This window comes from Hominiventricola aquisgranensis (genome assembly GCF_040096225.1).
Taxonomy (GTDB): domain Bacteria; phylum Bacillota; class Clostridia; order Lachnospirales; family Lachnospiraceae; genus Hominiventricola; species Hominiventricola aquisgranensis.
The window spans coordinates 1-16,122 of sequence record NZ_JBBMFC010000039.1 but is presented as its reverse complement, the minus strand read 5'-3'; the positions used below and the strand labels follow the sequence as shown (position 1 = coordinate 16,122).

15 protein-coding genes and 1 riboswitch are annotated in these 16,122 nt (G+C 45.8%); of the genes, 5 read left to right on the top strand and 10 right to left on the bottom strand.

From position 1 onward, the window contains the following. Positions 1–128: 128 nt before the first annotated feature. Positions 129–1,508 (bottom strand): S1C family serine protease, encoded by a 1,380-nt coding sequence (locus WMO62_RS14600; RefSeq protein ID WP_349145131.1) that lies wholly within the window; start codon positions 1,506–1,508, stop codon positions 129–131. Between the two features lie 165 nt (positions 1,509–1,673). Between WMO62_RS14600 and WMO62_RS14595 the strand changes: the two genes are divergently transcribed. Then, complete coding sequence (locus tag WMO62_RS14595; protein WP_349145130.1) at positions 1,674–2,789, top strand: DUF3048 domain-containing protein; 1,116 nt, start codon at positions 1,674–1,676, stop codon at positions 2,787–2,789. A gap of 67 nt (positions 2,790–2,856) precedes the next feature. Here WMO62_RS14595 and WMO62_RS14590 read toward each other — a convergent pair whose 3' ends face one another. Continuing rightward, on the bottom strand, positions 2,857–4,188 hold the full coding sequence (locus tag WMO62_RS14590) for a citrate/2-methylcitrate synthase (RefSeq protein ID WP_349145129.1): 1,332 nt from the start codon (positions 4,186–4,188) through the stop codon (positions 2,857–2,859). A 66-nt stretch (positions 4,189–4,254) separates the two neighbouring features. Beyond that, complete coding sequence (locus tag WMO62_RS14585; RefSeq protein ID WP_349145128.1) at positions 4,255–5,667, bottom strand: L,D-transpeptidase family protein; 1,413 nt, start codon at positions 5,665–5,667, stop codon at positions 4,255–4,257. 148 nt (positions 5,668–5,815) lie between these two features. On the opposite strand from WMO62_RS14585, the gene WMO62_RS14580 reads away from it, so the two are divergent. Beyond that, the gene (locus tag WMO62_RS14580; RefSeq protein ID WP_349145127.1) at positions 5,816–6,094 is read left to right on the top strand and encodes a hypothetical protein; all 279 of its coding nucleotides are present in this window, start codon (positions 5,816–5,818) and stop codon (positions 6,092–6,094) included. A 56-nt stretch (positions 6,095–6,150) separates the two neighbouring features. Here the strand turns inward: WMO62_RS14580 and WMO62_RS14575 are convergent, their stop codons facing one another. The 6 genes from WMO62_RS14575 to WMO62_RS14550 form a co-directional block, all read right to left on the bottom strand. Further along, entirely contained in the window at positions 6,151–6,906 is a 756-nt protein-coding gene (locus WMO62_RS14575) for a LamB/YcsF family protein (RefSeq protein WP_349145126.1), read from the bottom strand. Positions 6,907–6,926: 20 nt separating this feature from the next. Continuing rightward, positions 6,927–7,712, bottom strand: coding sequence for a putative hydro-lyase (locus WMO62_RS14570; protein WP_349145125.1), 786 nt, complete (start codon positions 7,710–7,712; stop codon positions 6,927–6,929). A 30-nt stretch (positions 7,713–7,742) separates the two neighbouring features. Continuing rightward, on the bottom strand, positions 7,743–8,708 hold the full coding sequence (locus WMO62_RS14565; protein ID WP_349145124.1) for a 5-oxoprolinase subunit C family protein: 966 nt from the start codon (positions 8,706–8,708) through the stop codon (positions 7,743–7,745). Then, the gene (pxpB, locus tag WMO62_RS14560; RefSeq protein WP_349145123.1) at positions 8,705–9,421 is read right to left on the bottom strand and encodes a 5-oxoprolinase subunit PxpB; all 717 of its coding nucleotides are present in this window, start codon (positions 9,419–9,421) and stop codon (positions 8,705–8,707) included. The genes WMO62_RS14565 and pxpB overlap by 4 nt, the downstream gene beginning before the upstream one ends. Before the next feature lie 9 nt (positions 9,422–9,430). Continuing rightward, positions 9,431–10,276 carry an aminotransferase class IV gene (locus WMO62_RS14555; protein WP_117499160.1) on the bottom strand — a complete coding sequence of 282 codons (846 nt, stop codon included), beginning with the start codon at positions 10,274–10,276 and terminating at the stop codon, positions 9,431–9,433. A 259-nt stretch (positions 10,277–10,535) separates the two neighbouring features. Continuing rightward, positions 10,536–12,179, bottom strand: coding sequence for a SulP family inorganic anion transporter (locus WMO62_RS14550; RefSeq protein ID WP_349145122.1), 1,644 nt, complete (start codon positions 12,177–12,179; stop codon positions 10,536–10,538). 136 nt (positions 12,180–12,315) lie between these two features. Then, positions 12,316–12,522, top strand: a riboswitch (cobalamin riboswitch). Between the two features lie 140 nt (positions 12,523–12,662). On the opposite strand from WMO62_RS14550, the gene WMO62_RS14545 reads away from it, so the two are divergent. From WMO62_RS14545 to WMO62_RS14535, 3 genes are all read left to right on the top strand, one after another. Continuing rightward, on the top strand, positions 12,663–13,748 hold the full coding sequence (locus WMO62_RS14545; protein WP_349145121.1) for an ABC transporter substrate-binding protein: 1,086 nt from the start codon (positions 12,663–12,665) through the stop codon (positions 13,746–13,748). Positions 13,749–13,813: 65 nt separating this feature from the next. Further along, the gene (locus WMO62_RS14540) at positions 13,814–14,872 is read left to right on the top strand and encodes an iron chelate uptake ABC transporter family permease subunit (protein ID WP_147601718.1); all 1,059 of its coding nucleotides are present in this window, start codon (positions 13,814–13,816) and stop codon (positions 14,870–14,872) included. A gap of 12 nt (positions 14,873–14,884) precedes the next feature. Next, positions 14,885–15,661, top strand: coding sequence for an ABC transporter ATP-binding protein (locus tag WMO62_RS14535; protein ID WP_349145120.1), 777 nt, complete (start codon positions 14,885–14,887; stop codon positions 15,659–15,661). 206 nt (positions 15,662–15,867) lie between these two features. Here WMO62_RS14535 and WMO62_RS14530 read toward each other — a convergent pair. Then, positions 15,868–16,122: transposase (locus WMO62_RS14530; RefSeq protein ID WP_349145119.1), on the bottom strand; the 255-nt coding region annotated here is incomplete at its 5' end.

Sequence of the window (16,122 nt, the reverse complement as noted above, 5' to 3'; positions counted from 1 at the left end):
CTGACATCATTATATCAGAAAAGCGGTTCTAACAATAGCAAAACCCCGCAAAAGCGGGGCTTTGTCTACAGTCTGAGGCTGCGGCAGTAACTGCCTCAGCCCTCTTCACTGTTTTTATTTCCTCTGGATTATTTTTCCTGCTTATTCTGGATCTGGCTCTGAGCTGTCGTCTCATCCTGTGTACTTAAAGTCACCTGCAGAGTTTGCTCCTCATAAGCATTGCCATTCAGACGCTGTACCTTTACCTCAATGGTCTCTCCTGCGGAATAATAGCTCATCATCTCTCTCAGCTGATCAGACGTGCTTACCGTGGTTCCATCTACAGAAGTAATGATATCTCCATCCTGCATACCGGCTTTGTCGGATCCCAGTCCTTCCAGAACGGTCTTTACATAAACACCTACCGGCATATTGTAGTTCTTGGATACATCATCGGTAACATCTACCATATTGCTGATTCCAAGGTAACCTTTCTGTGCATCGTCTACTTTATCTCTGGTCTCTTTATTCATCAAATTGCCAATAATAGACTCTACATCAGAAATCGGGATTGCATAACCCATGCCTTCCACATCCTCTGAGATGAATTTTACAGAGTTGATGCCGATCAGCTCTCCTTTGCTGTTCAGAAGAGCTCCGCCGCTGTTGCCAGGATTGATGGCCGCATCGGTCTGGATCAGTTTGTTGGTAATATTCTGTCCGTCAGACTGTACGGTTACTTCACGGTTCAGTGCACTGACAATACCGGATGTTACGGACAATCCATAACCGTATGCATTACCAATAGCAACTACCGGCTCACCGACTTTCAATGCGGAAGAATCACCGACTGTTGCAATTTTGATGCTCTCCATGGTCTCATCCGGAATATCAGACAGCTTGACAGCGATAACAGCCAGGTCTTTATTCGGATCAGTTCCCTTAATCTTAGCAGAAATCACATTACTGTCATCAGCGGCATCTCCGTCAGAGTTAAAATAAACACTCAGTTCTTTTGCTCCGGATACTACATGATTGTTAGTCACGATCAGAAGTTCGGTGTCATTCTTTCCAATAATAATACCGGATCCACTGGACTGTGTATTCTGTTCATAATTTCCAAAGATCGTCTGGAACTCCTGGGTTCCTACATTCGTGATGGATACTACCGACGGCATGCAATTTGTAACAATGTCAGATACATCATACACATCAGAAGCGGATGATGCCGTAGTTGTAGTCGTCAGATTATTGCCTGCCTTACTCAGGGACACCTGACTTTTCACAGAATTTCCCAGATACTGGTTTCCCACATAATTCACTCCCATGAAGGCTGCACTGGAAACACTTCCGAATACCAATGCCAGAACCAGACATTTTGCAACAGTTCTGCCAAATCCGCCTTTTTTCCGTTTCTTCGGAGCTGGTCCCTGCTTCATCGCCTCGGAAGAATCGTAATGGGTGTAAGTACTTCCTGTATCATAGTGATTCATATTTTCCTGTTCATTATTATTTATATCGTCATACATAATTGCTTTCTCCTTTCACAATTCCTGTTGTTCTCTTTGTTTGTGATTACAATATAACAGTCAATTGTGATGGAAATGTGATGAAATAGCGAAAAAAATTTGAACCCAAAAGAAAAGTAGTGTATACTATAAGAATCTGAGAAAAAACAGAAAGGATTCAATTGCATGAAGAAAAAATTGTTACTTCTTTTCCTCAGCACTGCACTGGCTGCCACTACACTGGCAGGATGTGGAAATTCCACTGAAGAGGCTGCAGCACCGGCTGTAACAGATGTCTCCGAAGCAGAAGAGGAAGTAGAAGCAGAAGAACCGGAAGAGGAAGAACCTGCCGTAGAAGAAGAAACCCGTGAAGGAATGTACCGCAGCGAGATGACCAACGAGTGGATCGACGATAGTCTCCAGAGTCAGCGCCCGGTAGCAATTATGGTCGACAATGAGAAGACTGCGCTTCTTCACTATGGACTGACTCAGGCAGACATCATCTATGAGATCCAGAACAGTACCATGAACGGTGGAGTTACCCGTTTTATGTGTATCGTAAAAGACTGGGACAGCATCACTCAGTTCGGTAGTATCCGAAGTGTCCGTCCGACTAACTTCATGATCGCGCCAGAGTATGATGCAGTCGTGATCCATGACGGAGGTCCTTACTATATTGATGCATTCTTAAAGAATCCGTGGGTTAAACATTTAAGCGGCGGATTCAAACGAATCAACAACGGTAAAGCAAGGGAGTTCACTGAGTACGTAACGACTGGTGAAGTTGCAAGCCGTCTGAAAGCTGCCAACATCTCTGAAAGCTATGATGAATACTATCAGGGACCACACTGGCAGTTCGCAAGTGAAGCTGATCCGACCGATCTGTCTGCTGCAGCTGATTCTATCGACTGTACACTGGTAGATCTTCCGTTCGAGCACAATGGATCTCAGCTTGACTACGATGCAGCAAGCAACACATATCTGTATTCCGAATACAATATGAAACACACTGATCCGGCTAATGGCAACAAGCAGCTTGCATTTACCAATGTTATTCTTCAGAGTGCACCGATCACCCAGTATGATGATCATGGTTATATGCAGTACAATATTCTGAAGAGCAGCGGTAAGGGCTACTATATCACCGGCGGAAAGGCGATCCCGATCACCTGGTCCAAGGGCGGCGACGTTGATATCACCAAATTTGTTGATAAAGACGGCAATGAGATCAAGCTGAACACCGGTAAAACCTATGTAGGTCTTGTAAACTCTGCAAAATGGAATGACCTTGTACTGAAATAAATCATCCCGAAAAAGAATGATCCCCGATCCGCAGTTCCGCGGTCGGGGATTTTTTGATGTTCAAATTCTATAATTCTTCCATTACACTCTTATAAGACGGTCGGATGATCTTTCCATTTCCAACAATCTCTTCCAGGCGATGAGCACTCCATCCCACAATACGGGCTACTGCAAAGATCGGAGTGTACAGTTCCACCGGAATACCAAGCATATCATAGACAAAACCACTATAGAAGTCCACGTTAGGGCTGACACCTTTGTAGATTTTCCGCTTCTGGGCAATGATCTCCGGTGCAAGCTCTTCGATATTATTATAGAGAGTCATATCCCTCTCCCGGTGTTTTGCCGCAGACAGCTGCTCCACAAAGCCTTTGAAGATCCGCTCTCTTGGGTCAGACAGAGAATACACTGCATGTCCCATTCCGTAGATCAGGCCTTTCTGATCAAATGCCTGTCCCTCCAGGATCTTTGTCAGATACGCTTTGATCTCGTCTTTATCTTCATAGTCCTTCACATGCTCCCGGATATCGTCCATCATTTCCATCACCTTGATATTGGCTCCGCCGTGCCGTGGTCCCTTCAGAGAAGACATGGCCGCCGCCACCGCAGAATAAGTATCAGAACCGGAGGATGTTACCACACGGGTCGTAAAGGTAGAGTTATTACCACCGCCATGCTCCATGTGAAGCATCAGCGCCACATCCAGAACCTTTGCCTCCAGAAAACTGTACTGTTTATCCGGGCGCAGCAGCATCAGAAGATTCTCTGCAGTAGACAGTCTCGGATCCGGGCGATGGATGTACATACTTTCATCTCTCTCATAATGGTTGTATGCATGATAAGCATATACTGCCAGCATTGGAAATACACTAATCAAGTTCACGCATTGACGGATCACATTTCCGATATCATTGGAATTCACATTTTCATCATATGATGCCAGGGTCAGAATACTTCTGGTCATAGAATTCATAATATCTTTACTTGGCGCCTTCATAATAACATCTCTGGTAAAATTGGTAGGAAGTGCACGACACTTACCCATCAGTTCCTTAAATTCCTTCTCTTCTTCTGCTGTCGGCGCCTTTCCAAAGAGCAGAAGATAGGCAGTCTTCCCAAAACCAAGAGAATCTTTTGGAATATTGCTGATCCAGTCTGTCACATTGTATCCACGGTACCACAGCTTTCCATCACACGGAACTTTCTTTCCGTCTTTTACGCAAAAGGAATCAATTCTTGAAATATTGGTAAGGCCGGTAAGAACACCATTTCCATTAATATCTCGAAGACCTCGGTTCACACCATATTCTTTGAACAGACTATCCGGGATTACATCATTTTCCATACATAATTTCTGATATTTTTCCGTATAATTCTCCCACTGTTTGTTATATCCCATATAACATCTCCTTTCTTCTGCATTCTACACAAGTTGTCAGTCTTCTTTATCTTACCATATCATCCGTCATTTTTCCAGTTCAGACTCAATGGAACGTTCTGTTCCCGCCAGATGATAACAGATCACCGGCGTTCCTTTTTCAATATAGCCATATAGCTCCTGCGCTTTTTCATAAGGCATATTGATACAACCATGCGACCCTTTCGTCTTGTAAATAGTTCCTCCGAAGCTGGATCTCCAGGTAGCATCATGCATACCGATATTTTTGTTGAACGGCATCCAATAAGATACCGGCGTCTCATAGTTTTCTCCCACCAGTGTCGCATTTCGCTGCTTGTAAGTGATGCTGTAAGTGCCCTCCGGAGTATCATAACCTCTCGCCGAGTTACCGGACACAAAATCAGACTCCATCACCAGCTGCCCATCCTTATAGAAAAACAGATGCTGCGCAGTCAGATTGATCTCAACATAGGTATCACCATAATCCGGTGCTCCATAAGAAGCAGCTGTCTGATAATAGACCGGCGTCCTCTCTTTGCTCTCTCCGGTCTCGATCTGTGCTGCCAGTTCTTTAGCCTCCTGCTGGTAATTCATCCACCAGCCATAATCGCCGCCATCTACTGTGATTTCCTTCCCATAGCTGGTCATAAACGTTCTGGAACGGAAAATCGAATCATACTTCTTCCGCAGAGTCGCCACATAATTTTCCACCTGCGTCTGATCCAGCGTCACAGCGAATCCATCAACCTCCAGCCAGGTACTGATGGTGCTTCCATCCAGAACTTCTATGTTATCTCCAAACCGATATGTAATCGTAACTGTCCCATACTTCTGAAGCTTCTGCAATGTATTCTGAAGTTCTTCGCTGTCTGATGTTACTGCAGGTGTTTCATAGCAGCCTTCTGCATCCAGATCCACCAGACCTTTAAGTTCTTCCACTGCATTGCTGATCACTTCCAGTGTCTTTGCCTGATCCAGCTCATTTCCCTGTGTCTCTGCCACAATGGAAAATCCAGTCTCCGGGGTATACTCACTGATGTGTGCGTTCGTGGGCGCCTGTGCAAAATCTTCCTCAAAGCCTTTTAATGCCTGAACCGCCTGTGTCAGTTTATCTTTACTATAGGAAAGAAGGGCTTCCGTTTCATGTTCTTCATGCTGCGGCAGAAACCACAGATATTGGTTCTGCTCTCTCAGGATCTGCTGCAAAGGTTCTGTGGATGCATAAGAAAGATCAATGGCTTTTCCATCGATGGATTCCTCATAACTACTACCGTCGCTCTTTCGCTCCTGAATCCGAAGGAAATACGCATCTACCCGGTCTGCCAGATCCTGCACCGTCAGGTTGGAGACGTCCACCTGATCGATCAGAGTTCCCCGTTGAAAATGGTTTCCGTAATAATAGCAACCTCCTGCATAGACAACCAGTAAAAGAAGTACACATGCACATATGATCTTGATTCCAATTCCAGTTTTTTTCATTTATCCTCATCCTCTCCGGTTCTGTTCGTACCTTACAGTATACTGGTTTCCACCAAAAATACAACCGAAGGATGTCGAATTCCTGATCTTTCCATTCTGAAATATTTTCATGAACGGAGCATGAATTAATCGAGTGCAGGCTTATGATATGGCTGTCGATGCTCTTGGGCTGGCAATTACCAGCAGAAAAGAGGAAAAAGAAGAGATTCCATCTCCATCCGATCCCGATGTAATTGATGCCGATGGTGGAATTATCACTGTCATTTGCTTTGATATGATGGAATATTTAAAAAGACACAGCTCAAAGGCTGTCAAAAAAACATTGAGTATTCCAGAGTGGCTCAATGAAGCTGCCTGCTCTATGGGTCTTAATTTCTCGCAGGTTCTTCAAGAAGCATTACTGCAGAAAGTGCAATCAAAATTTTAAATATGGTATATCATGCCCCCAGCCCAAAGGTTGGGGGCTTTATATCTGATACGTATTTAGAACGGTTTGATCTCAATGCCTTCTTTGGTCAGTGCTTCTCTGATCTTCTTGACGAATGCCAATGCTTTTTCACCGTCTCCGTGAACGCAGATGGAATCTGCCTGAATAGCAACTTCTTTTCCGGTGATGGCGGTTACTTTTCCGTCTTTTACCATACCGATCACACGGCGGATGGCTTCGTCTTCATCAGTGATCATAGCACCTGGTTTGCGGCGGTTCACAAGAGTTCCGTCTTCTTCATAGGCACGGTCTGCAAATACTTCCTGTGCATAGGCAAGACCCGTATCTTTGGCTGCCTCGATCATCTTGCTGTTGCTTAAGCCCAGAAGCTTGATGGACGGATCTACTTCATAGATGCCTTCGCAGATGGCTTTTGCCAGATCGTAATCTTTGGCTGCCATATTGTAAAAAGCACCATGAGGTTTTACATGGGCAAGCTTTACACCTTCTGCTTTGCAGAATGCCAGCAATGCTCCGATCTGATATTTGGTATAGGCTTTTGCCTCCTCGTTGGAGACTGCCATATTTCTGCGGCCAAATCCCATCAGGTCCGGGAATCCGGTATGAGCACCGATGCTCACCTGATGCTCTTTCGCCATTTTAACCGTTTTTTCCATGATTACAGGATCGGATGCATGATATCCGCAGGCAATATTTGCTGAAGAGATCAGCGGAATCACCTGATCGTCCAATCCAAGTGTATATCTTCCAAAGCTCTCGCCAAGATCACAGTTCAAATCAACGCTTTGCATAACTTTTTCTCCTCATATCCTTACAGTTTCAATGACACATTTTTCACATCTGTGATAAACATATGTCCCGGTGCATGGGTGATGGCAAATGACGGACGGCTTTTCATCACTGCCGCCTGCGGAGTCACACCACAAGGCCAGAACACCGGCACTTCACCTTCGCGGATGGTCACCATATCACCAAAATCCGGTTTATTGATATCTTTGATACCGATAGCTTCCGGATAACCGATCTGTACCGGCGCTCCATGGACTCTCGGCATCGCTGCTGTCACAGTCACTGCAGCCGGAATCAGATGATGAGGAATCGGACGCATACTTACGACCATATTTCCGGAAAATGCGCCTGCAGACTCACAGGGAATATTGGTCAGATACATAGGAACGTTACAGCCTTCTTCAATGTGACGCACCGGAATACCGGCTTCCAGCAGTTCTGACTCAAAGGAGAAACTGCATCCGATCAGGAAGCTGACCAGATCTTCTCTGTAGAACCGGGAAACATCTGTATACTCTCCTGTCAGTTCTCCATTTTCATAGATCCGGTATTTTGGAATGTCTTTGTAGATGTCCACATTCTTGCCAAGATAGGACAGACCTTTTCCACCCACATCACTGACTTCCAGCAGCGGACAGGATTTCGGATTTCTCTGTGTAAACAATAAGAAATCATATGCCAGATCTTTGGGCAGGATCACCAGGTTTGCCTGAGCATAGCCTGCGCACATTCCTGCTGTGGGTCCTGTGATCTTTCCTTCTCTGATAAGTGCTCTCACCTCTGCCGGTGACATACTGCTGTAATCCATCCCTGTGTTCCTCCTTGTTCTCTGTTTCCCTTAGCCGTTGATCTTCTTGTCCAATGTATCCAGATATTTTTTCCGCTCCAGATTAAGCTTCTGAGCTTCTTCTACTGATATATAGGAAAATCTCACTTTTTCTCCCGGTTTCCGCTGTCCGATAGCCGGAATATCCGTGGAGATCACGGTTCCGATCTTAGCGTATCCGCCAGTTGTCTGATGATCTGCCAGCATCACGATGGGCATCCCGCTGGATGAGATCTGAACAGAACCTGTTGTTATTCCATCCGAAATAATATCTCCGCTGGTCACAAATTCAATTGCTTCTCCGGTAAGCTTGCATGCCATCCGGTTAGAATCCTGTGTAACCGTATATGCCTGTTCTGCAAAGGTCTTCTGACCTTTTTCTGTGAAATACTCACTTTGCGGTCCTGGAACCACCCGCAGCACCGGAAGTTTATCCACTGATACAGGCGTCTGAAAACTTCCTTCTGCAGCATTTACTTTTCGTTTTTCCATATGCGGAAGAGTCGCCTTTTCTGTCCGAAGTTCCAACACATCGCCGGTCTTCAGTGCACGTCCCTCATATCCGCCAAGTCCACATTTCAGATTAGTGGAACGGCTTCCCAGCACCGGTTCCACAGCAAATCCGCCAGCCACTGCCAGATATCCTCTACAGCCGGTCATGGCAAATCCACACACAAGCGTATCTCCTGCATGAACCTCCACTGCTTCATACAATGGCATCGCTGTACCATTCAGTTTCGGTGTCATGTTGGCACCCGCCATGGCGATCACTGCCGGAGCAGTAAACCGGATCGAAGGTCCCATGATCGTTGCTTCCAGAACCGCTTCCTTCTGGTCATTTCCCACCAGAATATTTGCCAGACGCATAGCCTGGTCATCCACAGCTCCTGACACCTGAAATCCTTTATTCATATATCCGAAGCGCCCCAGATCCTGAACGGTTGTCAGGGCGCCGCCATTTACTATTTCCAGACTCATAGGTATGCCTCGTATTCTTCCGCTGTGATCGGTACAAAGCGGATATAGTCTCCTGCCTGATAGAGAAATGGCTGTTCTCTGTCAGGATCATAAAGTTTCAGCGGTGTTCTTCCGATCAGCCGCCAGCCGCCAGGAGATTCCAGCGGGTAGATACCGGTCTGTTCTCCGCCGATTCCCACGCTTCCTTCCGGGATCTTGGTCCTCGGATTATCAAGACGCGGGGTAAATAACTTCGGATCCAGTCCTCCCAGATACGGAAATCCAGGAAGGAATCCCAACATATAGATATTGTAGTCTACAGAAGAATGAAGCTCGATCACTTCTTCCTCGGTAAGACCTGCGTGAGCTGCCACATCTTTTAAATCTTCTCCGTAACTGCCGCCGTAGCATACCGGAATCTCCACCACATGATGAGGTGTCTCCTGTCCTGCAGATTCTTCTACGGAAATACCGGACAGTTCTTTTTTCAGCTGTTCAAAGCTGATCTCTGACGGATCATAGGTCACCATCAGCGAACGGAAGGTAGGAACCGTCTCCACGATTCCTTTCACATGGGCTGCTGCCACTTTTTCATTCAGGCACTGAACCTTACGATTCAGTGCCTCATTGATCTCATTTCCAAATTCTACCACCAGAGCACAGTCTCCAGCCGGCAGGATCTTTCTTCCATCTTCCGGTTTCTTCCCGAAAAGAGAACGGAATACAGACCACATAGGTTCCACCTACTTTCTGCCGATGGCTGTCAGATACTCATCCATCAGAAGTTTTCTTAATGTTGCAAGGATTTCCGGAGCTTTTCCTCCTACCGGTTTCTCATCGATCTCATGAGCACTCAGGCAGAAGTTGCTGGAGGAACTTACGATAACCTCATCTGCATCCATCATCTCTGCTACAGTGAACGGTCTTTCATCAACCGGGATGCCTGCTACTTTACACATCTTGATCAGATGGACGCGGGAAATACCTGGCAGGATATAATGATCTGTCGGATGTGTGATAAATACGCCATCTTTGATCATATGTACATTACTGTGTGCACACTCGGTTACAATATCACCTCTGTGGAATACGATCTCGTTGCATCCATGCTGTTTACCAAGCTCGGAAGCCATAACGTTCGGGATCAGGTTCAAAGTCTTGATGTTGCAGTGCAGAAAACGGGTATCCTCTACGGTCATCAGTTTCAGAGTCTTGGAGGGATCACCGATCTTGGATGGACGGATCATGACCCACAGACGTCCTTTCTGTCCTTCCGGAAATACATGATTTCTCGGTGCAACGGCCCTGGTTACCTGCCAGTATACGAACAGCTCATCTCCGTCAACTTTTTTCACCATCTCGTTCAGAATATCTTTTACTTCCTGTTTCGTATGCGGAATCTCGATCTTCAGCAGTGCTGCACTGTTAAAGAAACGATCCACATGCTCATCCAGATTGAAGATCACATGGTTGCCTGCACAGGTGGCATCATATACACCGTCACCATAGTAATGAGAACGGTCATCAAAAGGAACCACCATTTTGTCGATTTCGTCATACTTTCCATCATAGTAACCTAAAGTCTGCATCATACATTCCTCCATCTCCGGTGCGCAAGCGCGATGTCTCTTTCCTCATCGTTATAACAAAAAAAGATGCTGCCCGGCCCCCAGGCCAAGTAACATCTTTGTTACGCTTGCATTTCACTCATTTGTTGCAATGATTATATATCCAGACTTTAAGAAATGCAAGTTTTTCAGATATTTCTGAATGATTTTTTATTTTCAGCTTTTTATATAAATATTTTTAAGTTCTATGTCATATTTTCAAAAATATTTACATTTTCTTTTATTTGATCAATTCTTCCGCATGCTTCAGAGCATCTGAGATATTGGCGCAGAAATTGTCTTTTCCAACCAGCTCCACAAATCCGGCCTTCTCCATCACATGCATCGGCTGCTCATTCACATGAGAAAAGATTGGTGTGATGCCTTTCGCTTCACAATATTTCACCAGATTCTGAAGAGCATTCATAGCAGTACTGTCAAGTGCAGGAACACTTCTCATACGAAGCACCAGACATTTGGTAAAATCTTTCACTACAATGTGTTCAATCGCATTGGCTGCTCCAAAGAACAACGGTCCGGTAATCTCATAGACGCGGATCTCTTTCGCAAGTTTCTGCATATGATCATTAACTGCATCTGAATCATCGTCCACGTAAGTCCAGCTGTCCACGTGCGTCTCATCGCTCATGCGCTTCATGAACAGCAGACAGGTCAACAGCATACCGATCTCAATAGCAACTACCAGATCAAATACAACGGTCAGGAAGAAGGTTACCAGCAGCACCAGAATATCACTCTTCGGTGCGGTCTGGATCAGATGAGTGAACGGTCTCCACTGACACATATTGTAAGCAACCACGAACAGGATCGCAGCGATGGTCGGCATGGGGATCATTCCCGCATAAGGCATCAGAACTACCAGTACCAGTACCAATGTGATAGAATGCACCATTCCAGCTATGGGAGTACGTCCACCATTTTTAATGTTGGCTGCTGTACGTGCGATGGCTCCTGTGGCCGGGATTCCGCCGAACAGGGCGGAGGCAATATTTCCTGCTCCCTGAGCTACCAGTTCCATGTCTGAACGATGTTTCCCGTTGATCATACCGTCTGCAACCACGCAGGACAGCAGAGACTCAATAGCTGCCAGCACAGCAATGGTAAATGCATTTGGAATTGCATCCTCCACAGCTGCAAGGCTCAGTGCCGGAAGGTGGAAACCTGGCAGTGCATTGCTGATAGAATACAGATCTCCGATGGTAGAAGCCTTCAACGGAAGGAATTTTACCATCAGGATTCCTGCGACCACAGCCAGCAGAGAACCCGGAATCTTTTTGAAAATATAAGGAGAAATAATCAGGATTGCAAGACTTACCACGCCAACGATCACTGCAGACAGATTGACAGTGCCACAATTTTCAACAAAAGCGTGAAGCTTTTCCATGGTCTCAATGGGTTTTACTCCGTCCGGATAAGTCACGCCAAAGAAATCTTTGAGCTGACCGATCACGATGGTCACAGCAATTCCAGCTGTAAATCCGGTGGTGATGGTGTACGGAATAAAACGGATCAGTGTACCAAAATGGCACAGTCCCATCAGAATCAGAAAGATTCCTGCCAGGATCGTCGCGATCACCAGTCCATCCAGACCATTTTTCGCCACAATACCAGCTACGATCGTCGCAAATGCAGCTGTCGGTCCTGCAATCTGTACGCTGCTGCCACCAAGTGCAGAGATCACAAATCCCGCAACAATTGCGGTGAAAATACCTGCCTCCGGACCGACGCCTGATGCCAGTGCCAGCGCAATGGACAACGGAAGGGCAATGATCGCCACAATAATTCCAGCCGTCACATCTTTGACAAACTGTTCCCGGCTATACGTTTTCATACATGTTAGTAACATTGGTTTCAAAGAACTCATCAGTTAAAAATCCTTTCTAGTTGGATATCCTCGGTTGTCAAACACAACTTTTCCAGTATATCACAAGAAAGAGATTTTTCAATGATGAATTATCATTTATAATCAATACACTCTTGACACTCAAATATGACTATGTTATATATTTAACAGAATAAGTGTCGACTAATCTTCGATTGAGTCGGTGAAAAGGGAAATGGGTGTGAGTCCCATGCGGTGCCGCCGCTGTAAGCGCACGATACAGGGTTGTTTTCTTTCACTGTCTTTTCTCAAAACATGGATGGGAAGAGAGAAAACAGACAAAACCCGCGCAAGCCAGAAGACCTGCTTATTTTTCTTTTGCTGTCACGGTCCATGACACTTGCGAAAGATATAGGGCGCAGTGCGTCCAGATGCCGAAAACGGGTGCATCATCTGATCCATAGAGTTCAGATGATGCTTTTTTTATGGGCTGATTACAAACTACATATTAATGGAGGAAATCTTATGAAAAAGAGAACAGTAAGCGTATTGTTAACTACCTGTCTTGCAGCAGGTATGCTGGCCGGGTGTGGTTCCACATCCGCTGATACCACAGCCACTACTGACAAAACAACAGAAGAGACTACCAACGAAACGGAGAGTACAGATGCATCTGAGGCTTCTGAAACTGCCGATGCAGACAGCGACTATGAGCCGGTCACCATTACTCTGAATCTGGAGCGTTCCGGTCTTGGCGAAAATGTTGAATACACTTTCACTAAGAAACCATCCGAAGTCGTTGCTTCCGGTGATCAGATGGCTGACTTCTTCTTTGATCTGGGACTGGAGGACCAGATGGCTGGCTACACAAAAGGAAGCTGCTGGAGTACTGTATCCCAGTATCCGGCACGCGACAAAGTTCCACAGCTTCTGGAACCGGGTAAAGGTCTTTCCAATATGTCCAAGGAAGAGCTGCTGTCAACCGGATGTGATTTTCTGATTGGCTGGGACTCTGTATTTTCAGACAAAAACTTCAGTAAAGAATTCTGCGACCAGAACGGTATCGCAACTTATTTCCCATATGTGTGCTCCGACAAAGCAACCTTTGAGGATCTGTACAAAGATTATGAGACCCTTGGTGCTATTTTCCAGGTACAGGATGTAGCTGCTGAAAAAGTACAGACTATGAAAGATACTCTGCAGAAAGTAAAAGACACTTTGGGTGATGAAGCTTATGAAAATCCGGTCACTGTATTCGCTTATGACTCTGGTGAAGATGCTCCGTTTACCGCATGCCAGGGTATGCCGGGCGACATTATCAAACTGGCTGGCGGAATCTCCATCTTCGATGATATCGAGGCTGGCTGGGCAACTCCGTCTTGGGAAGAGGTTGTGGAGCGTGATCCGGATGTAATTCTGATTCTCGAGTACACCGGAGGTGATGTGGCAGATAAAAAGGAATTCCTGGAGACCAACGAGTTCACCAAGAATCTGCGCGCTGTCAAAGAAGGCAAAATCTTCTCCGTATGCTGCAGTGATATGCAGGGAAGTGCCGGAAGTGCAGTCGCTGTAAAAGCAATCGCAGAGCAGTTATATCCGGACAAATTCTAAGAACATCTGGAAAACTGACAGGGGAGTGTAAAAGCTCCCCTTCTTTATTGCAGTAGGAGGAATATATGAAAGGAACAGGAAACTCAGGAAAAGGCCGTTTCTGGCTGACGCTGGCACTGGTGATGACACTGATTGTGATCGCAGTAACCATCTCTACCACCATAGGTGCTGTCAATGTGTCAGCTTCCGATATCGGTAAGATCCTGGTCAATAAAATGTCCGGGAAAGACATCTTCCAGATTGCCTGGGAAGGAAAGACCGAAAATATCATCTGGAACATCCGTTTTCCCCGGGTACTCATGGCATTTATCGTGGGCGCAGGTCTTTCACTGTGCGGTGTTCTCATGCAGGCCCTCACCAAAAATCCACTGGCTGACCCCTATGTACTAGGAATCTCCTCCGGTGCATCCGCAGGAGCCGTCGGTGTTATCATCCTTGGATGGTTCAGCTTCTTAGGCGGCTACTCTGTAATCTTCGGTGCCACCTTAGGTGCCGCTATCTCCATCTGTCTGTCACTGGGAATTGCATCTATGAAGGGACGTATTACTTCCACCCAACTGGTTCTGGCCGGAATCGCCACCTCTGCATTTTTCTCGGCGGTAACCAACCTGATCATCTACGGATTCAATCAGGGTTCTGACAAAACCAAAATGGCACAGTACTGGATGGTTGGTTCCTTAAGTGGAGCTACCTGGAGTCGCGTAAAATATGTGGCAATCGTAGGTATTATAACAGTTGCTGTGATTCTGCTGTTTGCCAAAGAGCTGGATGTACTGCTGCTGGGTGATGACGTGGCAGAGACACTGGGCGTGGATACCCGGAAAACCAAACTTCTGATCATCATAACTGCAACGATTCTGACCGGCGTGGTCGTATCTGTCAGCGGTGTGATTGGTTTCGTAGGTCTGGTCGTACCGCATATTATGCGAAGCTTTGTGGGCTCCGGCCACAAACGGCTGATCCCTGTAGCCATTCTGGCTGGCGGACTGTTCAGTATGGTAGCCGATCTGATCTCTCGAATTATTATCGCCCCTGAGGAGCTTCCTATCGGCGTGATCGCTGCATTTATCGGTGCACCATTTTTCCTGTATCTAATCCGCAAGGGCAGCGCAGGCAGAAAGTAAAGGAGGCAGATTATGAGTTTACAGGTAAGAAATCTGGATTATCAGATAGGTGGAAAAAGCATTCTGGAACAAATCTGCCTGGAAGTAAAAGACGGTGAATTTGTAGGATTGATCGGTCCCAACGGCTGCGGAAAATCCACCCTTCTCAAAAATATTTACCGCTCCTACAAGCCCGACCGAGATACTATATTCTTGAATGAAAAAGATGTGCTTGATTTTTCTTTCAAAAAGATGGCAGCAGAAATGGCAGTCATGGCACAGGAAAATCATGTGGAATTCGATTTTGAAGTGCGAGATATGGTCATGTTCGGTCGTTATGCTAAGAAAAAATTTCTGGAAGGGGATTCAGCCACAGACAAAAAGCTTTGTGAGAAATGTCTTCGCGAAGTAGGACTTACCGGTTATGAACACCGCTCCTACTTAAGTCTCTCTGGCGGCGAGAAGCAGCGTGTACTGCTTGCCCGTGTACTGATGCAGGAAAGTGCTTTTATTGTACTAGATGAGCCTACCAATCACCTGGATGTAAGCTATCAGTATCAGATCATGGATATCCTGAAAAAACAGAATGTCACTCTGTTTTCTTCAATCCATGACCTGAATCTGGCTTCCCTGTACTGCGATAAGATCATCTTCCTGTATCAGGGAAGAATCGTAGATTACGGCACTCCTGAAGAAGTGCTTACCCATGAAAACATCAAATCCTACTTTGGTATCGAATCCCAGATTACAAAAAATGAAGTTACTGGGAAACTGCAGATCTACTATCTGCCCGGGTGGGTAAAGAACTAAAGGGGCTGTAAAATAAGTCCCTAATATAAGAAACGCCAATTCCGGCAAATGTGAGACCGTTTCAAGTTTTGTGTAAACGTTAAAAACTGATATAAGATTTGTGAATAGTTACAAATGGGCAGAGCCGATGTTCCGGATCCTGCCCATATCTGCATTATACAGTAGTTTTTAGGCATGTCAATAAAACCTGCCTAAAATTGACTGTTTTACAGGTTCCGTCCTGCCAGACGTTCTTCAAAATAAATTTCAAGCTGGGAATGGATCTGTCCCCAATCCTGCCTGTGTCCGGTCCATTTTTTCGTGATATCCATGGTTGCCAGATACAGCATTTTCAAAAGGCTGTCATCCGACGGAAATACCGTCTTGCTTTTAGTCACTTTCCGGAGCTGGCGGTTGAATCCTTCAATGGCATTTGTAGTGTAAATCAGGCGTCTTACTGCTTCTGGATATTTGAAATAAGT